We start from the raw sequence: 19,586 nt of genomic DNA, 5'->3' as shown, positions 1-19,586 counted from the left end.
GTCACCGGTACTTGAGAATATTAAACGTAGCATCATGAATCGCCCCCTTACCACCCAACTTTCTACCTATATCACTTTTGGTATCGACTTTAAAAGTCCCAGCAATCCCCTGTGATGGTTTGATACTCCCCCCGCCCAAATGCTGAGTCGTATTGGCGGGACTTGACATATTGTATACACCCGCAGCCTTCTGATTTTTTGTCAGCCCGCCTGAACCATGCTTGACTTCGAAGACGTGCATATTCCCACGCGCATCCTCAGCTACTAAGTCAGCGCGAATCCTGCTTCCATTAACTTTCATGGTTACCTCCTCGGCTACGACCTTGTACCCATTTTGCTCAATATCATGGGCGGCCTTAGCCCTGCCTTTATCCCCACTCACTGAGCTTTTGCATAGGCCAAAGGGGTCAATCCAGCCAGTGGTATTCGGCCCGTATTGGTAGAGGTTAGATCCACCCAACAATCCAATCGGATCCTGAGTGATGAACCGCCCCACCTCCGGATCGTAGTACCTAAACGTGTTGTAGTGCAGCCCCGTTTCATCGTCGAAGTACTGACCCTGAAACCGCAGATTTTGCTCAACCTCACTCACGGCAAGCGTTTCAATTTCACCCCATGCCTTGTAAGTCGCCTGCCAAACGATCTGACCATCCACATCCGTCATCTCAAGCGGTGTCCCGATCTGGTCGGTGTGGAAATAGTAAAGCTTCTGCTCTGGCTCACCTTCGGCTTGATCGACACGGGCTAGCGGCGCGTAGCTGCCCGGCTCGTAAATATAGAGGCTACTCTGCGCCGGTGTTTCCTCACGCAGCATCCGCAGGCCTTGCCAGAGGAACTTCTTGTGCTCGGTTCGCCCTGCGATCTCTGACGCCTTCCCAACCCGCCGACCCAGGCTGTCATACCGATACGTGCCAACGCTATGCGTCTGGCTGTTGACCATTGTCTCCGCGCGAACAAGCTGGTTTTCGCAGTCATACGTAAACGTCTGCAGCTTGCTCAAGCCCGACCGTTTTTCAATCAGGTTGCCCCACGCGTCGTAGGTATATTGCTGATCCCGCCATTGCTTAATGCGGTTGTCCTTTACCTGATCGAACTTGCTGGTGTTGAAGTTCAGACGGTTAGCCGCAGCGTCGTACCGGAACTCTTCGCTATCCACCAGTCGACCAGTGTCGCGACTGTGCAACTGCCCGTTGGCTTCATATTCGTACTTGATCTCACCGCGCAGCTTGTCCAGCGTCCGAACTAGTTCGCCCGCCGGGTCGTACTCGTAGCGCCGATGCATCGGGTTGTAAGCATGATCCACCAGCAGCGAAGTGTTGATACCCGGGTTCTGGATCTGCGACAACTTGTCCGCAGGCAACGTTGACGCGAACTGCCAACTCTTGCGGCCCATGGCGTCATAACCGAAACAACTGGTGAGCTTGCCTTGGGACCGATAGACCTCACGATGCAGGTCATCGCGCTCCATGTCGCTGATCAGCATTCCATCAAGGTTGAGCTGGTGGAGGTGGCCGCTGCCGTAATACAAGTGATTCAGGTGTTGGCCAGTCGGCAACGTCAGCGTGGTCAGGTTACTCAGCGGATCGTACTCGTAGGCCAGCGCACCCTGCGGTGTGGTTTCTTTTACCAGACGACCCAACAGGTCGTAGCTGAAGTCGAGCGTCTCTTCCGCCACGCCCAGCTTTTTGCCAATGCTTGAAGGCAGCCGGTGAATGCTGAGCAACCGGTCCGCTTCGTCGTAGCCATAATCCTGCCGCGCATCCTGATTGACCTTGGCCAGCAAGCGGCCAATCACATCCCGTTCAAACTCCGTGCTGCGCTGCGGCCGCTCTGCCCTGTCGCCGTAGCCGATTTCATCCAACCGCGTCAGATGCCCACCCACGTTGTAGGTGAATCGACGTGTCAGATTGTCGATGCGCTTCTCTTCGATCAGACGATCCGACGCATCGTAGGCAAATCGGTAAGCAGCGTTGTTTTCGTTAACCAGCGCGGTGAGGCGAATCGCCTTGTCGTACTCGTAACTGATGCGCTGGCCCTTGGCGTCCTGACGGCTGGCAGGCAATCCGCGTGCAGTACGCAGCAGACGCGTAATCTGACCTTTGCCATCGGTGTGCGTCAGAACCTGGCCAAGCGCGTTGTAGGTAAAGGACTCGGCGGTGCCGTCCGGGTGCTCGATGCGCACCACTTCGCCGTCGGGTTTGCGCTCAAGTCGCGTTGTCTGATTCAACGCGTCGGTGACGGCGACCAGATGAGACCGATCGTCGTAGGTATAAAACGTACTTTTGCCCGAGCAATCCTGAAAGCGCTCGACCTGCGCCAGCGCGTTCCACCACAGGTATTTGGATTTGTGGGTGGCGTCGATGATGGTGTGCGGCACGCCGTCGTCGCTGTTGAGGTACTCGGTCTTGTGGCCGAGTGCATCGATTTCAGCGATCAGGTTACCTTTATCGTCGTATCGGGCTTTCCAGACACTACCGTCGGGGAACGTGGTTTCAGTCACCAGCGTCGTACCGAGGTGGTGTTTGTAGCGGATCTTGCGGCCCAGCGGATCGGTCTCTTCGATCAGGCGGGAGAAGTCGTCGTAGTTGAACGCGAGCTTGTTGCCATCGGGCAGCGTGATGCCGGTCAGGTTACTGAGTTCGTCCAGGTCCATGGCGTAGCGCTCACCGCCGTAATCGCGGCTGGCGGTGACAAGACGGTCCTCGTTGTAATGCACTTCAAGCTCACGGCCAAGCACGTCGACCGCCCAGGACTTGCGCTGCGCGAAGTCGTAGCGGAAATGAAAGTGCTCGCCATCGCTGGTCCAGTGCTCGACCACACGCGGCTGACCGTCGATGGTTTCCCAGCGGTAGTTACAACTCAAGCCCAGGGCATTGCTGTGGCTGATCATCACGCCTTCGGCATAACTGAAGCGGCGCATCGTATCGCCGTTGCGGTTGATCACTTCGCTTAACTGGCCGTTGTCTGTGTAACGATACTGGACGAGGGTTTCGACGGCCTCATTGCCCACTATGCGCTTGACGTCAGTCAGGCGGCCCAAAGGATTGTCGTAGTGCAAATGCACCCGCACGCCGCCGGGGGCGCTGATGTCGGTAAGCGTACCGTCGGCGGTTCGGGAGAAATGCAGGTAATGCCCGAGCGCATTTTCCAGACGTTGCAAGGGCACCGGCGTGTTGTCGTCAGAAACCTCGCCGAAGTAGAAGAAGGTGTTATCGAGGGTTTGCAGGAGGTAGTGACCGCCGGGCGATCGGACCAGGTAAATCTGTTCGTAGGGGTTGTAGATGCTTTCGCCAGGCTCGATGTCGACGAAGGGCACGCTGCGGCCCTGGTTGTCGGTGAGGTAAATAAAGCTGCCACTGCGGCGCAGGCTTTGCTCCCACGGCAGGACCCATCCGCGACCCAGCACGCTGTCGACGGTCAGGTCGCTTGCGTAGAAGCGGGACCACTCGATTGGCATCAGGCCCGGCAACACAAAATCGGTTTCACCGGATTCAAACAGCAACTTGCGACCGCTGGTAAGGTCCACGGGGTTGCCGGTCACTGCACCTATCGCCGCTTCAATCACTGGCGGGGCGGCATAACGACCGACCAAGTAACTGCCCGTCAGCAATGCCACAGCTTTCAATGCGCAGGGCCCAGCGGCCTTGAGGCCTTTGGATAGACCTAGGGAGACAACCTTGCCCAATCCCCGCCACGAACCGGCCACGAGAATCGCAACATCGACCCCAAAGCGCAGCTCATCAGAGATTTCCTCATTCACATGAAGATAGCGCTTGGTGCCGCCACCTATAAAAACGTCGCTCGACCCTGTTGCGATATTCGCGTCACAGGTCACCTTGTCGCCTTTGCGCGAAGCCGCTACGTTATTAATGAAAACGTTGGTCGAGCCTTCAGCGACCTTCACCGGGGGCGGATGTTTATCGCAGGTGGCCATGCTTAATTTGGCATGAGCCGCGTTGCGGCTATTGATGAACACATCCGTGGAGCAACCTGCTAACAGGATGCCCCCGGCCGCCGAAGTTAGCGAAGATCCCCACGCCTCTCCCAAAGCGGGCGCGATGCCAGACCCCACTGAAAGTACGACGGCCAGAAGGACAGTGGCGAGCCCTCCCGAGCAAATGATCGCGCCAGCAGCCACTGCCAGCGCAATCCCAAGGACTGCACCCGCCAGAAACCCGCCCAAAGCCCCGGTGTGTTCTATTCCGTCCCCCCAACGCGCCGCTTCGAACATGGGTTATTCCTGTTCGGTGTTGGTTGAGGCGACAATGCCCTCACGTGGCTGAAAGCTCGTTAGAAGCTTCAGCCAGTCTTCATTCTGCACAGAGCTGAAGTCGGCTTGGCTGGTCGTTGAAAACACCAGAATGCGCCCTGGCTGAATCTCGAACGCTGCCTGCCGCTGGTACACCGGCCGACCATCGTTCATGTAATAAGCGTCAACCTGAATTCCGGCAAATGTCTGACCAGTCGATAACACCGCCGCCTTCTTGCCCAGTAAGGTGTAGCCGCGCAGTTTCGACGTGATGAGCTTGATCTGACGGCTGATGTAAGCGTTCAAATCCTCGGCTGGAAGCATGTTGTCACGGCCGACCGTGATGTTCAGCGGAGCGGGAACGCTGTTACCGACCACGAACATATTGACGGTGCGGTCCTGAACGCCTTCCGGCAACGTGATCGATCCTTCCTGAAGCTGATAGTCCATTGAGGTGTGTCCATAAAATAGTAAAGAAGGGATTCAGAAAGCCGCGATGTTCTCGAGCATTTCGTCGAACTCGATCAGCCAGCTCGCCAGCGCGGCATTTTCTGGATTGATCACAGTCGACACGCTAAACCACTGGCGCTCGTTGCCGTGGGCAGGCGCGATGATGGCGCTGGTCGCACGACCATGGCGGCGCTCCTCTCCTGCCATGAACGCATAATCCAGCGAAATCGCCGGGCTGCCCGCCAACAGGCAGTCGCTTTGGCGCACGACGGTGACATCGCCATGATGCTTGCGCAGGTTGTCCACGTAGAGCTCGGCGGACCGCTGCAATGTCAGGCCCTCCGGCGCCGGGCGACGTTTCGCGGTGAACGTGACAGGTTGCCCCTCTCTGTCGAGGGTCATGTCAAGGTCGCGAAACGTCAGCGCGTGAGGCATCAATAACGCCAGGCCGGCGATCTTCAACTCGTTGCGCGAAGGTTGCAGCGGTACCACCGCTGCGGGTTCAGGCTCTACCACAATCGCTGGAGCACCGGCCGCCTCCTCCGCCTGCTGCCGGGCAAGTGCCTCGGCGGCCAGGCGCTTTTCCGAGATGCGGTCGTACATGCTGGTTCTGGTGCTGGGAATCAACGGATTTCTCATTTGTTGATATCCACCCGCTTGCCGTGAATGAAGGTGTCGTTTTTGCCAAAAATATCGACCGAGTTACTCGTGATCTCGATACGGCCATCCATGATCTTGATGCTGCTCTCACCGACCGTTAGAACGATTTCAGTATTGGCAGTGATATGAACGAACTGCTTGTCGACCTCAATCGCCAACGACCCCTCTAAAACCTTCATCCGGGTGTCGTTCTTGATCGTTTCGGTGTGGGTGCCGCCTACGGTGATGGTCCTGTTATTCCCCACCTCGTGCTTTTCATCCACCTCGATCTCGGTGTCCAAGTTGCGCTCGGCGTGCATATGGATCTGCTCGGCGCCTGACTTGTCCTCAAAGCGGAAGAAGTTCGCCGTGGCCGCACTGCCCTTGGTCGAGCGCGTCAGGAAACCACTCTGCGTCTTGTTCGCCGGCAACGACCACGGCGGGGTGTTCTTGCTGTTATAAACGCTGCCCATGATCAGCGGGCGGTCGGGGTTGCCATCCAGGAAAACCACCACCACTTCATCGCCCACGCGCGGGATCTGAATGCTGCCGAAGCCGCCGCTGGCACCCGACTGGGCGACGCGCACCCAGCACGAGCTGTGGTCGTTGTACTTGCCGTTGCGGTCCCAATGGAACTGAACTTTCACGCGGCCGAGTTCGTCGGTAAAGATTTCTTCGCCCGGCGGGCCAACGATGATGGCGGTCTGTGGCCCGGCAATGGTTGGGCGTGGCGTGGACAGTTGCGGGCGGAAGGGAATCTTTTTGCGCACGCAGGAGAAGGTGTTGTAGTAGCTCGCCTGATGGCCGTTCAGGTAGTTGTTGTGGCCTTCGCTTTCGACGCCCATGAGCAAGAACTGACGATCGTCGGCGGAACCTTGATCGTGATCGTAGTGCTGCACCAGCTCGAAAGTGTAGCCGGGCTTCATCGCGCGGCAGTTGCTCGCGCCTTCGAACTTCTTGCCGCGGATTTCCAGGGCTTCCATGCGCAGACGCAACAGCGTTTCGCCCTCGTCGTAGGTGCCGTGGGTGTACTGGCCGGGGAAGTCGTAGATCTCGAATGTCTCGACGTCGCCCTGTTTGTTCAGGCTATTCATCCCAACGGGCAGACGGTTGTTGGGCTGACGGTAGTCGAACGTCTGCACGGCCATCTTGCCCGCCTGCAACTGGCGGTTGCCGCTCCACTGAGTGATGGAGTCTGCGGTCTCGGTGACGGACGCGGTGTGGAAGCGGATCTGCGGTTGTTCTGGCAACGGCTGCAGCATGCTGGAGTCGTCGCAGATGATCATGGTGTGGCCTTCGGCGGTGTGCTCGAAGTAGTAAAACATCCCTTCTTCTTCAAGCAGGCGCTGGACGAAGTTGAAGTCGGTTTCACGGTATTGAGTGATGTAGGTATAGCGCTTTTGCGGCTTGGTCAGGCGGAATTCATGGCGGGAGAATGCCGGGCACAGGGCGAACACCTGGGTCACCACTTCCTCGACGGTATTGCCCTGAAAGATCCGCGTGTCGAAGCGGTTTTTCAGCATCGAGAACCAGGGGTTGAGCGTCGCGGTGTAGCGGGCCATCCCGCCGTCGCTGCCGGTGCTGGCAAAGCGCGTGAGGTAGCCGGCGATGTAGCGCGGCGTGCTGTCGGCCAGTTCGATTTCGATAGTGACCAACTGCCCCATCATCGACTTGAGCTCGACGCCGGAGTCTTCGCAGATCAGCAGCAGCTCGAAGCTATACGCCTGGGACAGCGCTTCCCGACCTTTGAAGGACTCGAGCAGCAATTGCTGTTCCGGGTTGGCGAGGTTATTGAACTTGAACAGGCGCCGGTTCTGGGGCGAGAGCAACGCGGCAAGGTCCATCATCATGAAAATCTCCTGGATGGCACGGGGTAGAACGCTACCGCCATGCTCAGCAACAACAGGTTACGAGCCGACAAGGGGGCCGGAGCCCTTGTTGCATCGTCGCTAACGGGTCAATGACGCGCCACCGGGCGCGTTCGCCACCGGCCGTGGGGGCATTCCTACAATCACGTAGGACCCGAGCTACAGACGCTTCTTTAAAACAACAGTCTCGGAATCGACGGTCGGGTCCGCGCACATGTGCGCAATCGGCAGCGCCGCCAGCAGGTTCCTGGTAAAAACTCAATTGCTGGACACTGCGACCGCGCTGCAATGCGAAAGTGCCATCAGGCACTGGAATTCGCGAACGACACCACATTCTCAGAATCGTTACAGATGTTTCACAGCGGCAAAGGAGACACTTATGCGCCTCCCCCTGTCAACCCGGTGAATCGATTTTGCGGAGCGTCGCGCAACATGGTGGATCCCGTTTGAAATTTCTTAACCGGCGGGTGAATGTGTCGAAGTGCCCGTAGTCACAGGCGCTGGCCGAGGGCTATAGCGATCAGTTGGGTGAGTGACGGTGTTCTGCCATCATTGCCGAGTGTAAAAAACCTGAGAAAAATGCGCATCGCCGGAAATTAAATCGTACGTTAGCGGTCGATAGCGGACTTGACGTCTACTGCTGGCGACTTGCTAGCCATAACGGTCAGCCGCGACAGACACGCCCATCGGGACGCTGTCCAGCGCTTCCCCCTCAAGGACTGTGATGTGTAAATGGACCTATTAACCAACGTGCCAAGCTGGGACGAGATCGAGCGAAACCTCGACGAACAATTTAACGCCCTCAACCAAGGCGTCAGCAGCGGTTTGCAGAGCGCGAACGACAGTTGGGACGGTATGGGCCGCCGGCTGAGTAACGGCGTCAGCCAGGCGTACGGCTACATGGGCGGAGCCCGTATCGATCACGTCCGGCAGGCGATGGCCCTCTCCTACCCGATCATGCAGTCCGATCTCACCCGCAAATGGGCGTCGATCAACATCAAGGAAATTCTGCCGGTACTGATCAAGCTGGTGCAGCAAGTGGTGATGATCCTTGGGGGCAGCGTCGCAGTGGGTGGCGCTCTTGGCGGCGCTGCAGGCGCGTGGGCTTTTGGTATTGGCGCAGCACCAGGGGCCGTGGCTGGCGCGGGGATCGGCCTGCAAGTGGGCAACGTGATTCTCATGGCACTGGGTCTGTCGGCCATTGCGGAGTATTTCTACAAGGGCCTGCCTGCATGCTTGTCGACATTGCAGGAAGGGCTCGCCACCGCCTGGCACGCGGAAGATGGCTTGAAACCCGCAGGCCTTGACCCGACTGGCGGCTCCGCTGCGCAGGTCCAGGAACGCACCGAACGCGCCGCTCGGCAATTGGCTCGCGGGCAAGAGCAACTGGTGATGCTGCTGCTAACGGCCATCGTGACTTATCTGACGCGCGGGCAGATGAAGGCCGGCGTGATGAACAGTCTGGAGAGCATCGCTACCCGCAGCGCCAAGCTACAGGCCGACATTTCGAACAAGGAATTCGCGGCGTGGTTAGCGCGCAATGAACAGAAGATTCTGGCTCAGCCGGAATTGCAGGCGAAAGATGTGACGCCATTGAAAAAGGCTGAGCCTGAACCACCGCTGCCCAACGAGAGCTCCAAATCTACCAAACCACCCAAAACACGCCCAACCTTCGAAGAAATCTATGCAAAAGCCGGTGCAGCCAAGGCCGAGATAGACGCCGTGGCTGATGAGATCGCTGCCAAGTACGGCGGCACGGTTGCAAAAGCACCGATCAAATCAAGGGCGCGAGCATTGGAAAAGATCGCCAATGACTACGGCGGTGACCCTACAAAGATCAAGGACCTGGCACGTAACACGATCATTGTGCCCGCAGACAAAATTGCGTCAGTTACTCAGGAGTTGGCGCAACGCGGTGCCAAGGTGAAAATCATCGATGGTGCTGCAGACCCACTTGGCTACAGTGGGGTCAATTCATCGTTCATGACCAAAGCCGGCATACCCGGTGAAATTCAAGTGAACTCTCCCCAAATGATTTTTGCTAAAGAGCCTGAGGCGTTGGCCAGAAACCTGTTGGGGAGCGACACCTATGACGCCGTGGCCTCCAAGGCCGGTGTGCCGGGCGGTCTTGGACATGCTTACTATGAGGATTGGCGAACAATGAATCCAACTTCCAGCGGTGCCGAGGCTATTGCCACGAAAAGCAAGGCTTACTACGACACAGTGAGGGGATTGTAATGGGCATCAACAAGGGGGAGCGCTTTGCTAAAGAAGATGTTTACGTCGATTACCCATTCGAGGATGTCACTTATCGATGGGATCACGCTTCCCAGCAGGTATTTGTGCGGTTCTATGGAGAGCAGGAAAGCCGCGAGCCCGTTCCGCACGAGAACCGTCTTTTCAATGACGCTCTTCGCTACGGTGAGGAGATGACTAAAGCTGAGTACGATCGAGGTAAGTAAGTCAACGGCACGCGGAATGGTTCACAGTAATCGCCGTTGTGAGCCACCAGTCATCCTGTGCCTGATTCACAATACAGACCTCCATGCAGAAAGATTTATGCCTGAATCACCAATCGTGTAAACGACAACAAGGAACGTTATTTTGACCCGCTTAATCCGATGCTTGATTGCCTCAGCGATAGCCTTCTGCGGCATAACACCGACCTACGCTCAGGACAGTGAGCAAGCGCTTGAAGCCGTGATTGCCGAGCAACAGAAACAGCTTCCCATCATGCTCGACCCTATGACCCGCATCGACAATATCAGCTATGCCGATCACACCGTGCTCTACAAGATCACGCTTTCTGTTTATGCAAATCGCCCAGGTGAACGGGTGTACTACGAGAGTTACCTGACTCAACAGATCCAGAAGGCGCTGTGCAGCCAGACTGCCTATTTGCTCATGCTAGCGCTGGGAAACAAGATCACTTACAGCTACTCCAGCAGCCAGGCCGAGCCTATTACTGAAATCACCTTCGGACCAGGGACTTGCCGGTAAACGTAGCCTGTAATCCCTGGTAGTTGAGTTGAGCTGGCGTAATCGGATCAGGGCCTCTGGGATGACAAACAGCATTTCGATAAGTGCGACGATGACCCGCATGTCCGCGTTGCTACGTGCCGGGAACAAAGACGGATGGGCTGAGCACCTTGATGATTATCGAGCAAATCTGCCTCACGACTATGATTTCGCACTCTCGCAAATAATCGGACTGTATGGAGGAATGGGGTCCCTGACCGACATCGTTTTGTACTGTAACGGACAGCCCTTGATCGACGAAAACAATGAGTTCGCCGAATTGCGCACCCGGTTATATGAGCTCTGCATGCAACATTAGCTGTCTCTGTACCCCATCGCTGTCGCATCCGCCGCCGACCAGCAAGGTTGGGGAGCAGCTCAACAAAACAGCATGGGCACAGGAAGCGTTGATAGTAATCACGCCGGGCATGCCATGAATCCAGCTACACCGCTCCACTCCCTAGAAAAAAAGCACCATCTACCCTGCCCCGCGCCTAAGGCCGCGCACCCATTCAAAGACAAGGACGCAAACACTCATGCAACCAAACAACTCCCACACTTCTTCCGACGCCGGCGAGCTGATCGCGACGTTCCGCCAAGGCAAGGCCTTTTTGGTTTTCGGCCTGATATTGGCCGTTGTGTTTTTGGGTCTCGCCGCATTCGTCTTCTATCTGTCTACGATTGTGCCGATGGGCGACAACGCCCCGGTCACGCTTCACACGTCCCGCGGGATGACCCTCAATTTCGCCAGCCAGCAGATGGTGTTTAGTTTCACCACCGGCTTGTTGGCCCTTGTAGGCCTATGCCTATTGGGTACCACCGTTTGGCAAAAAAAGCTGCGTAGTACCCACTACGAAGTTTATGGAAACGGCATCGTGCGCATCACTAAAGACCAGCGCGACTACACGGCGTTTGCCGAGATAGAAGACCTGTACCTGTTCAGCTCCGGGCAAACTGTATTGACCGGCCTGATCACAAACCTTGCCTACCGCCGCAATGCCTCAGAACCCTTTCATCGAGTGGTCGATACTCTGAAAGGCTTCCAGGCATTTCAGGAGCTGGTCCGTGACTTACACGTACGGGCGCGGCTGCCGGGTGCGGCCGAAGCGCTGGAGTCGGGCCGTTCGGTCACCTTCAACTGCATCAGCTCAAAGCAGGTCTGGGGCAAGCGAGTGACCGGCAACTTCCTCAAAGTCACCACGGCGCCGATTGTTGTGCACCGCGATTTCCTCGAGTACCAAGGCGACAAAGTGCCGATGTCGTCGCTGCGCATGGTGGATCTAGGCACTTGGACCGAAAACGTGGTGATCAGGGACGACAACGGCAAGCCCGTATTGTCGACCATCGCCACCGGCATTCTGAGCCATGACCTGTTCCTTAATACGCTCGATATCGTACTGGCGGTTGAAGAGCAGGCACGCGAGCCAGCGTCTACTGTCTTCGAAATGAACATCCAACGATGATCTATCGCGGCGCAGGCTGGATGACTTTATTGACACCAGCCATGTGCTGTTAATGATGTGGTTATGGCCGGCCACTACCGTTAAGCCCGGCAATACATCGCTCATGCAATTCTTGCTGGCAGTGGGCGTTGGTCCAGCCATCAACGTCGTGCTGAGCTTTGCGTTGAATCGCGAGCTTCACCCCTATGGTGTTCGCCACCACTTCTTTTTCATACCGATGCAGTGGCCGGCGCTGTTGATCATCCTTGTCTGAACGGCTTATTTAAACTAATTTCATTTGGTGATTAATGAAACTTAACACTCCTCTGGAATATATCGAAAGAGCTCTTCGCTTGACGAAGGAACGCCGCGCTAGAATTCCGTCACTTCCAGTTTACACAGTGGTCATAGATCAACTCGAGTATATAAAGTCTGTATTTAATGGCACTGAAAAAGATAAATCAAAGCTTCACCGCCTCACTATTGGAGCTATCGCCGCGAAAGAATTCGAAACTACCGACAGTGAACTCTCAGAAGCTCTTATGGACGTGTTTTTCATTGCTGAGCAGTCAGCTAATGGCTTAAAGATACGATTGCCAGATTAAGCGAAGCGTGCTCGATATAGCTCGGATTACTGCCCCGTGTCACGAACTGGCGCTCCTTTAGACGCGCGGGGCAGCAGGGGCTTTATCAAGAGCGCAGCCTGCTTGCGACTTGAACGCTAAGAGGCGCAAAACTACACTACGGGCATTATCTCGATCTATCGGTTGGTGGGCGAAGGACAAGCATGGTGCTGCAACAGCGGCTATGAAGTCCGCTAATTACGTTCAATTTTGTGGAGCACAACTCCGGACTCAGGCGTCGTCCCAAGACAGCTCAGCAAAGCACTGCAGGTTTTAAAGCATGAAATTTATCGACACTTACGTAAACCGAGAAGAAAGGTTCTGTCTTGGCATCGAGGAAACCTCAGGCTAGTTCTTTGTGGCTTTCCCTGTATTCAACGGCTTGATCGAGTACGAAGAATATTACGCAATAGACCAACAGATGTTCGAACGCTTCCAGCACGACCTCGCCTCAGCGATTGAATTCGTCAACCGTTGCCGGCGGCGCGAGATGGACGAGTTGCTCATGCAGAAACCAGGCTCGAACCAAGGCTTCGCTTGCTAGCAGACACCCACTAGCTGTCTCTGTACCCCATCGCTCACGCTCAATAAAAGCACCATTACCCCCACCCCCCGCGCCTAAGACCGCGCATCCATTCCAAAGACAAGGACGCAAACACTCATGCAATCAACCACCCCCCACGCTCCTTCCGACACCGGCGAGCTGATCGCGACGTTCCGCCAGGGCAAGGCCTTTTTGATTTTCGGCCTGATATTGGCCGTAGTGTTTTTGGGCCTCGCCGCATTCGTGTTCTATCTGAGCACGATTGTGCCAATGGGCGATAACGGCCCGGTCACGCTTCACACGTCCCGCGGGATGACCATGAATTTCGCCAGCCAGGACGTCGTATTTAGTTTCACGACCGGCTTGTTGGCCCTTATCGGTCTATGCCTGTTGGGTACCACCGCTTGGCACAAGAAGCTGCGTAATACCGACTACGAAGTTTATGGAAACGGCATCGTGCGCATCACTAAAGACCAGCGCGACTACACGGCGTTTGCCGAGATAGAGGATCTGTATCTGTTCAGCTCCGGGCAGACCGTATTGACGGGCCTGATCACAAACCTGGCCTACCGTCGCGATGCCTCAGAACCCTTTCATAGAGTGGTCGATACTCTGAAAGGCTTCCAGGCATTTCAGGAACTGGTCCGTGACTTACACGTCCGCGCACGCCTGCCGGCTGTGGCCGAAGCGCTGGAGGCGGGCCAGTCGGTCACCTTCAACTGCATCAGTTCAAAGCAGGTCTGGGGCAAGCGAGTGACCGGCAACTTCCTCAAAGTCACTACGGCGCCGATTGTTGTGCACCGCGACTTCCTCGAGTACCAAGGCACCAAAGTGCCGATGTCGTCGCTGCGCACGGTGAATCTAGGCACTTGGACCGAAAACGTGGTGATCAAGGACGAGAACGGCAAGCCGGTATTGTCGACCATCGCCACCGGCATTCTGAGCCATGACCTGTTCCTCAATACCCTCGATATCGTATTGGGGGTTGAAGAGCAGGCACGCGAGCCAGCGTCCAATGTCTTCGAAATGAACATCCAACGATGATCTATCGCGGCGCAGGCTGGATGACTCTGTTAACACCACTGGCCATGGTGCTGTTACTGAGCTGGTTGTTGATGGACCCCAGCGCTAAATCCAGTGATTTATCGCTGATGCAATTCTTGCTGGCAGTGGGTATTGGTTCAGCCATCAACGTTGTGCTGGGCTTTGTGTTAAATCGCGAGCTTCACCCCGATGGCGTTCGCCACCACTTCTTTTTCGTGCCGATGCAGTGGCCGGCGCTGGCGATCATGCTTGCCTGCGCAGTGGTTGCTTTACTGAAATAAGCTCACCGGCCGCTCGGCAAGGGCGGTCGGGTTTCGACTTGTTCAAGGCTTACACGGTAAGTCGTGTAAGTGTTCCCGTCTTTCAGGTAAAGGTCGCTGCTGTAATCCGAGATGGCGCCTTTCAACTTGATATGCAGGCCGTTGGGGACACGCTGGATTTCCACGTCTTTCAAGTCAGTGTCCGAGACCAGGAAGGGCGGGGTCTTGCCCAAATACACCTTCATGGTTTCGTCAGTCGATTCACGATGATCCATGTAGAACCTTAACCGCTTGGGCTCTGAACGGTCCCTCGCCTCCTCCACGATATAAAGCCACTCTCCCGGTATGAAGTTTTGCTTCAGGACTATTTGCGGAGGAAGTTCAGGTTCGTGCACGTAGCCATAGGTAAGCGCCCCTACCAGGCAGATCAGGAAGAAAATCGCGACGTACTTTTTAAGCCTGAGCTTGAGGGCTTGCCATTCGGTTTTATTCATAGCCTTCAACGTTGGGCGTCAATGGTTGTCTTGATAAGCGCCTAGCGTGGCGCAGTGGCGACATTTGAAGAGGTAAGCCGTAGGGCCATGATCTTTATCCAACGCGGTGAGGAACGCTTGCCACTGAGGTCCCTCCTCCAACCCTGTTGAGTCCTGAACGGCGGCGATGGCTGCCGGCCCCATTTCAAGCAACTCTGCACGGCCGGCCTTACCGATGAATTCGGCCGCGTCGTCGCAGTGAGTGAACCAGCATTCTTGCTGCCAGCCATTAAAACCAGGCGTGCGCTGACAGATTTCGGCGATCTGCGCCTCGTTAAGCGTGTGTTCGCCATCCAGGCCAACGCTCTCGTCATCGGCAAACGTCGCGCCCAGACGCTGGTGCGCACTCCCGTCGGCAATGCACCAAGGGCAGATGCAGTTTTCGTATTCCTCGACGGCGTATACCGGCCCCACGTAGATGTAGCCGCGCGCCTGGTTGCACCTCACGCACGTGGCGGAAGAGGATTGCACCGAACCGGTACCGACGGGATCGGGATGGTAGATAAAGCGGGGCAGTGTCATAAACGCATCCTTGGTGATTGCTTAATCGCATTCTTACACGCTAATTGAATCGAGCAAAAAAATGGCGGATTGCTCATCCAGGTGACCATAAATCGGCACATCTCCATGGCGATCAGCGAACACGCGCTTGGCTTGGAAACACAGCTGCGTGCGGAGCAAATTCACCATAGCTAATATCTAGCTTCAAGCTGAGGAGCTCATCCTACCCAGCCGGTACGCATCACCGGTATGCTAGCGGGAGTATGGTCACGTGCCCCGGGTAGGCCTTGGGCCCTGGAAACGAAAGGATTAATCATGCCAGATGCCACCCCCGCTATGAACCGCAGGGAAACCGCCAACAAAAAACAGATGGCCATCCGTGCAATTGACTGCGCAAGGACGTGAACCCAATGACAGATAACCTGGACAATGTGTTGCTGATCGCACTAGCGGACGGCGCACTCGACAAATTTATCGTCGGCGAGCCTTTCTATTTTCAAGAAGCCAAGGTAGACACCCAAGAACCACAAAACGTGATGGCTGCCTTCGACTTGTTAGTGCTCGACTATTGGACAAAGACTAAAGATGAGACGTTTCCGCGGAAATTTGCAACAGCAATGTTGAAGGCTCTGGGAACCTATCCAGACAAAAACCGAGCGATTGATGTTGTAGCTGTCTGGATCTGGTATTACCGACATTGTCTAGCCCAGAAGAAGTCAAATCCAGATGGCATGTATGGTGATCTTTTTGAAATGAATACCGCCGGCGTCGCCGGTGCGCTCAAGTATGAACTTGAGGTCAACAAAGCTGAATTGATTAACGATACGAGGTGGGCAGGCGAGTCGTGGAACAGTAAGCAAGGTCTGTGGGAGCCGTTGATGCGCGTGGCGGTAGGCGTTCGGGATAAGCTCGGAGGTCCGGACTTCGTGCCTGATAATCTCTAGCGGGACCTTGGTCTATTGGCATTTGTGCCGACTCGAAGCGTGTTTCTATGAATCCGCATCACCCTCAGATCACAGCCTGCGGACTGCGGCCCGAACGCCACGAAGGTGCGGTTACCGAACCATCAGCAGAGCCGTGGCAGTCTCAGCTTCAACGCCACTTGACTAGCCATGTCACAACACGTTCGGGACACACTTAACGGCCCTGGCTACGCTCCTGACGGCGCGTAATAATTTAAAGGATCAGCACCGAGTCATTTGGTCAGGAGCGGCAACATGAGAGCGATCAGCAAAAGACTGTCTGAAGTACTCGGCGCTCATTGCGCACATCCGACTCCTCACCAGATTCACGAACCTCTGCCGGAGGGGTGCGTCATTGAGATTGACGAGTTATTGCTGGATCTCGTAACCGATCTAGGCGGAGCAGTCGTCTTCACCCGAGGTGCACAACTGGCGACCCCGGCCGGGACCTACAGCCTTGATATCATCTATGGCCTATCAGCCGACGGACACAACATCCTCCACAGGAACAACATGTATTCCGGCCGAATCCCCGAGAACACCTACACCTTCGGCGAATCGCCCGCGGGCGACCAGTTTTGCATTGCTAAAGCAATTGGGGCCGTTCATTACTGGGCACATGACGCGGCGGATGTCGACCGGGGATATGTCTTGATTTCTTCCAGTCTGGAAGACTTCCTGAACCGGTTAACGCCAGACGAGACAAGCGATAGCGAAGCGTTGGATAAGAGTAAAAAGATCGTCAGCATCGATTTGTCCTTCTGAGATATCGCTCTCTAGAATGGATCGTCAAGGTGGCAAGCTCAGAACATATTCATCATCATCAGCGCAGCAGCTTCACGATAAGACGCCGCTCACAGACGACTTCACAATCTGTAGGTTCTTCAGCATGAAATTCAATGACACTTATGTAAACCGTGAAGAAAGGTTTTCTCTGGGCATCGAGGAAACCTCAGGCCAGTTCTTTGCGTCATTCCCTGTATTCAACGGCTTGATTGAGTACGATGAATATTACGCAATAGACCAACAGATGTTCGAGCGCTTCCAGAACGACCTCGACTCAGCGCTTCAATTCGTTAACCGTTGCCGCCGCCGAGAGCTGGACGAATTGCTGATGCAAAAGCCAGGCTCGAAACGAGGCTTCGCTTGCTAGCAATGCGGCGCATCCACAAACCATCGTTAGGTACCTCAGCATGAAATTCAGCCGAATCTACGTGAATCGAGAAGAAATGTTCTCCCTGGGAGTCGAAGAAACCTCAGGCCAGTTCTACGTATCATTCCCCGTAAGCAGCGGCTTTGTGGACTACGCAGAATATTACGCAATTGACGCGGACATGTTCGAACGCTTCCACCACGATCTCGCCTCAGCGCTTGAGTTCGTCAACCGTTGCCGTCGGCGAGAGATGGACGAGTTGCTGATGCAAAAGCCAGGCTCGAACCGAGGCAGCGCGATCTAGCAAACGCCGCCGCAACTGAGGGAAACGAGCAGTTGAAAAAAGCCATCGACTACATCGACGAAGCCATTGCGATCACCCGCCTGAGGGAGGCATCGTGTCCAACGTTTCCCCTTTACGCAAGCTCGCTGATCCAACTCGACTTCATCAGAAACATTTTGTTGGGCACCGAAAAAGATAAGAGCCGCCTGCACAAATTGACCATTGGCGCGTGGGCCGGGAAGGAGTTCGAGGAGACGGATCCTGAGCTTGCCCATGCACTCGGCATCGCTTACTACATCGGCATCCAGATCGGTCGCGGTTTAAAAATCAAGCTCCCCGACGGCCAGCCCCTGGAAAGCCTTCACCGCCCATCTCCCCCATCTCAGGAGTGAATTGATTGACGTCCACCGACCTGCAGCATCTCTACAACAAAGCCTGGCTGTTCGCTTCTCACGCCCACGTCGGGCAGATGATGAAGGGATCGAATCTGCCGTACACCACCCATGTTGCGATGGTCGCCAACGAGCTGATTTTCGCGGACCGGGAAAGTGACATCGGTGATCTGGCCATCGCGATGCCTGCCGCGCTGCTGCACGACGTGATCGAGGACACCGCGATCTCGGAGGAGGCATTGGCTGAAGTGTTCGGCGCCGCTGTCGCATCGACCGTCGCCTGCCTGAGCAAGAACCTGATCGTGCCCTTCTCGGATGAGAGCTATTTCCAGGCGATCGCCGCGCATTCCCGGGAAGCGGCAGCGATCAAGTTATGCGACCGGATCACCAATCTCCAATCCGCGCCATCGACGTGGTCGTTGGAAAAGCGCGCCTCCTATCACGAGGAATCTGCGCAGATTCTGGCGGCGCTTGGGCATACCAATGATTACCTGAATCGCCGTCTCACGGATGCCATGGCGCGGTACAAATCTTTGTACGTTGAAGGGCAGTGAGGGAGTCAGAGGTCCTCATCGCGAGCAACCTCTCACAGTTCTTGCGTCCAACGCGCCTCTTAGGTGGCCTCGAACTCACTGTAGGAGCGCGCTTGCCCGCGAACGCGGTGTGTCAGGCTAGACATTCGGCACAGGCAGATTGCGTTCGCGGGCAAGCGCGCTCCTACAGGGGATTTTCGCAAAGCACACCACTGTCAGCGTTCACATGATCCGTAGGAGCCGGCTTGCTGGCGAACGCGGTGTGTCAGGCTAGACATTCGTCACAGGCAGATTGCCTTCGCGGGCAAGCGCGCTCCTACAGGGGATTTTGGAAACGCACACAATCTTCGGCATGCACACAATCCGAAGGGGATCTTGGTAACGCACACAATCGTCGGCGTTAACGCGATCCGTAGGAGCCGGCTTGCTGGCGAACACGATGGGTCTGAAACGAACATATCGACTGACACACTGCCTTCGTGAGCAAGCTCACTCCCACAGAAACCAGTCAGTCAGTCACTAAATATCCGCCCCGAGCCGTGCGCCAGACGCAATCACGCTCACATACTCATCAAACAACCGCACCTGACCGCCCACCCGGCTCCATCCCCGATACGATTCCGCGTCCCTCCTGTAGCGGGCAAAGGCTTCCGATTCCGGCCCGTCCGCATAAAGTGAAGCGATGGCTGCGCTCTGGAAGTACCAGTAAATCCCGTCACATTGCTCGGTGGCTTTGGCGTTGGAAAGGTCGATCGCCCTGGACCGCCATTGCGCTGCAAGCTGACGTCCCTCTTCCCGAGAAGCGTCTGGCAGCGCTCGCCAGCCAATCTTCTCGGCGTCGTCCACATAGGCGTGATACCGGGCGAGTAATGCCTTATCTCTTTCCCAGACCGAAGGACAAACGGGCGGCGGCGTCGCGAACGCACCAGGCGCCTGACAAACCGGCAACCCGCTGAGAAGTTGCTGCACCCGCGACGACGGCTCCTCCTGCCCCCGCTCCTCGCCGCCGACAGAAGCTGACGCCGAATTCGAACTCGGCACGCTCTTCTCCACCCGCCCCTCGCGCCCCAGCACTGCCCTCAACCAACCTCG

At 56.0% G+C, this 19,586-nt stretch carries 23 protein-coding genes; 16 read left to right on the top strand and 7 right to left on the bottom strand.

What is annotated here, in order from left to right; translation table 11 throughout:
* Nucleotide 1: 1 nt before the first annotated feature.
* The 4 genes from SLW75_RS01985 to tssI are packed head-to-tail and all read right to left on the bottom strand — an operon-like array spanning nt 2 to nt 7,188.
* Nucleotides 2-4,231 carry an RHS repeat-associated core domain-containing protein gene (locus tag SLW75_RS01985; RefSeq protein WP_410933379.1) on the bottom strand — a complete coding sequence of 1,410 codons (4,230 nt, stop codon included), beginning with the start codon at nt 4,229-4,231 and terminating at the stop codon, nt 2-4.
* 3 nt (nt 4,232-4,234) lie between these two features.
* Complete coding sequence (locus SLW75_RS01980) at nt 4,235-4,699, bottom strand: DUF1795 domain-containing protein (protein ID WP_296312572.1); 465 nt, start codon at nt 4,697-4,699, stop codon at nt 4,235-4,237.
* 33 nt (nt 4,700-4,732) lie between these two features.
* Nucleotides 4,733-5,338, bottom strand: coding sequence for a hypothetical protein (locus tag SLW75_RS01975; RefSeq protein WP_296312569.1), 606 nt, complete (start codon nt 5,336-5,338; stop codon nt 4,733-4,735).
* On the bottom strand, nt 5,335-7,188 hold the full coding sequence (gene tssI / locus SLW75_RS01970) for a type VI secretion system tip protein TssI/VgrG (protein ID WP_410933378.1): 1,854 nt from the start codon (nt 7,186-7,188) through the stop codon (nt 5,335-5,337). The genes SLW75_RS01975 and tssI overlap by 4 nt, the downstream gene beginning before the upstream one ends.
* A 750-nt stretch (nt 7,189-7,938) precedes the next feature.
* Here tssI and SLW75_RS01965 point away from each other — a divergent pair.
* From SLW75_RS01965 to SLW75_RS01920, 10 genes are all read left to right on the top strand, one after another.
* Nucleotides 7,939-9,444, top strand: coding sequence for a DUF6861 domain-containing protein (locus tag SLW75_RS01965; RefSeq protein ID WP_410933377.1), 1,506 nt, complete (start codon nt 7,939-7,941; stop codon nt 9,442-9,444).
* Nucleotides 9,444-9,668, top strand: a complete 225-nt coding sequence (locus tag SLW75_RS01960; RefSeq protein ID WP_192173546.1) for a hypothetical protein — start codon at nt 9,444-9,446, stop codon at nt 9,666-9,668. The genes SLW75_RS01965 and SLW75_RS01960 overlap by 1 nt, the downstream gene beginning before the upstream one ends.
* A gap of 142 nt (nt 9,669-9,810) precedes the next feature.
* Entirely contained in the window at nt 9,811-10,206 is a 396-nt protein-coding gene (locus SLW75_RS01955; RefSeq protein ID WP_410933376.1) for a hypothetical protein, read from the top strand.
* 61 nt (nt 10,207-10,267) lie between these two features.
* Nucleotides 10,268-10,543 (top strand): DUF6966 domain-containing protein, encoded by a 276-nt coding sequence (locus SLW75_RS01950; protein ID WP_410928980.1) that lies wholly within the window; start codon nt 10,268-10,270, stop codon nt 10,541-10,543.
* A gap of 217 nt (nt 10,544-10,760) precedes the next feature.
* Entirely contained in the window at nt 10,761-11,687 is a 927-nt protein-coding gene (locus SLW75_RS01945; RefSeq protein ID WP_410933375.1) for a hypothetical protein, read from the top strand.
* Nucleotides 11,688-11,739: 52 nt separating this feature from the next.
* Nucleotides 11,740-11,940, top strand: coding sequence for a hypothetical protein (locus SLW75_RS01940; RefSeq protein ID WP_410933374.1), 201 nt, complete (start codon nt 11,740-11,742; stop codon nt 11,938-11,940).
* Nucleotides 11,941-11,974: 34 nt separating this feature from the next.
* Nucleotides 11,975-12,271 (top strand): immunity protein Tsi6 family protein, encoded by a 297-nt coding sequence (locus tag SLW75_RS01935; protein WP_410933373.1) that lies wholly within the window; start codon nt 11,975-11,977, stop codon nt 12,269-12,271.
* A gap of 376 nt (nt 12,272-12,647) precedes the next feature.
* The gene (locus SLW75_RS01930; RefSeq protein WP_410933372.1) at nt 12,648-12,833 is read left to right on the top strand and encodes a hypothetical protein; all 186 of its coding nucleotides are present in this window, start codon (nt 12,648-12,650) and stop codon (nt 12,831-12,833) included.
* Nucleotides 12,834-12,950: 117 nt separating this feature from the next.
* Nucleotides 12,951-13,877 carry a hypothetical protein gene (locus SLW75_RS01925; RefSeq protein ID WP_410933371.1) on the top strand — a complete coding sequence of 309 codons (927 nt, stop codon included), beginning with the start codon at nt 12,951-12,953 and terminating at the stop codon, nt 13,875-13,877.
* Entirely contained in the window at nt 13,874-14,158 is a 285-nt protein-coding gene (locus SLW75_RS01920) for a hypothetical protein (protein WP_065988961.1), read from the top strand. Before SLW75_RS01925 ends, SLW75_RS01920 begins: the two co-directional genes overlap by 4 nt.
* A gap of 2 nt (nt 14,159-14,160) precedes the next feature.
* Here SLW75_RS01920 and SLW75_RS01915 read toward each other — a convergent pair whose 3' ends face one another.
* Together SLW75_RS01915 and SLW75_RS01910 are read right to left on the bottom strand one after the other, a co-directional pair.
* Nucleotides 14,161-14,631 (bottom strand): hypothetical protein, encoded by a 471-nt coding sequence (locus SLW75_RS01915; RefSeq protein WP_410933370.1) that lies wholly within the window; start codon nt 14,629-14,631, stop codon nt 14,161-14,163.
* 18 nt (nt 14,632-14,649) lie between these two features.
* Nucleotides 14,650-15,192, bottom strand: coding sequence for a CbrC family protein (locus SLW75_RS01910; protein WP_410933369.1), 543 nt, complete (start codon nt 15,190-15,192; stop codon nt 14,650-14,652).
* A 389-nt stretch (nt 15,193-15,581) separates the two neighbouring features.
* On the opposite strand from SLW75_RS01910, the gene SLW75_RS01905 reads away from it, so the two are divergent.
* The 6 genes from SLW75_RS01905 to SLW75_RS01880 all read left to right on the top strand — a co-directional run bounded on the left by SLW75_RS01905 (nt 15,582) and on the right by SLW75_RS01880 (nt 18,515).
* Nucleotides 15,582-16,115 carry a hypothetical protein gene (locus SLW75_RS01905; RefSeq protein WP_410933368.1) on the top strand — a complete coding sequence of 178 codons (534 nt, stop codon included), beginning with the start codon at nt 15,582-15,584 and terminating at the stop codon, nt 16,113-16,115.
* A 273-nt stretch (nt 16,116-16,388) separates the two neighbouring features.
* Nucleotides 16,389-16,898, top strand: coding sequence for an SMI1/KNR4 family protein (locus tag SLW75_RS01900; RefSeq protein ID WP_410933367.1), 510 nt, complete (start codon nt 16,389-16,391; stop codon nt 16,896-16,898).
* A gap of 124 nt (nt 16,899-17,022) precedes the next feature.
* Nucleotides 17,023-17,286 (top strand): hypothetical protein, encoded by a 264-nt coding sequence (locus SLW75_RS01895; RefSeq protein ID WP_410933366.1) that lies wholly within the window; start codon nt 17,023-17,025, stop codon nt 17,284-17,286.
* 40 nt (nt 17,287-17,326) lie between these two features.
* On the top strand, nt 17,327-17,590 hold the full coding sequence (locus SLW75_RS01890) for a hypothetical protein (protein WP_410933365.1): 264 nt from the start codon (nt 17,327-17,329) through the stop codon (nt 17,588-17,590).
* 32 nt (nt 17,591-17,622) lie between these two features.
* Nucleotides 17,623-17,961: an immunity protein Tsi6 family protein gene (locus SLW75_RS01885; protein ID WP_410933364.1), complete on the top strand. Its 339-nt coding sequence runs from the start codon at nt 17,623-17,625 to the stop codon at nt 17,959-17,961.
* A 5-nt stretch (nt 17,962-17,966) separates the two neighbouring features.
* On the top strand, nt 17,967-18,515 hold the full coding sequence (locus SLW75_RS01880) for an HD domain-containing protein (protein ID WP_410933363.1): 549 nt from the start codon (nt 17,967-17,969) through the stop codon (nt 18,513-18,515).
* 498 nt (nt 18,516-19,013) lie between these two features.
* Here the strand turns inward: SLW75_RS01880 and SLW75_RS01875 are convergent, their stop codons facing one another.
* A complete protein-coding gene (locus tag SLW75_RS01875; protein WP_410933362.1) occupies nt 19,014-19,535 on the bottom strand; it encodes a hypothetical protein in 522 nt (173 codons plus the stop codon).
* Nucleotides 19,536-19,586: the final 51 nt, after the last annotated feature.

It is taken from the genome of Pseudomonas sp. W5-01 (assembly GCF_046540435.1).
Taxonomy (GTDB): domain Bacteria; phylum Pseudomonadota; class Gammaproteobacteria; order Pseudomonadales; family Pseudomonadaceae; genus Aquipseudomonas; species Aquipseudomonas graminis_B.
Note: the sequence above shows the minus strand (reverse complement) of the source record. Positions and strands in the feature narration are given on the sequence as shown.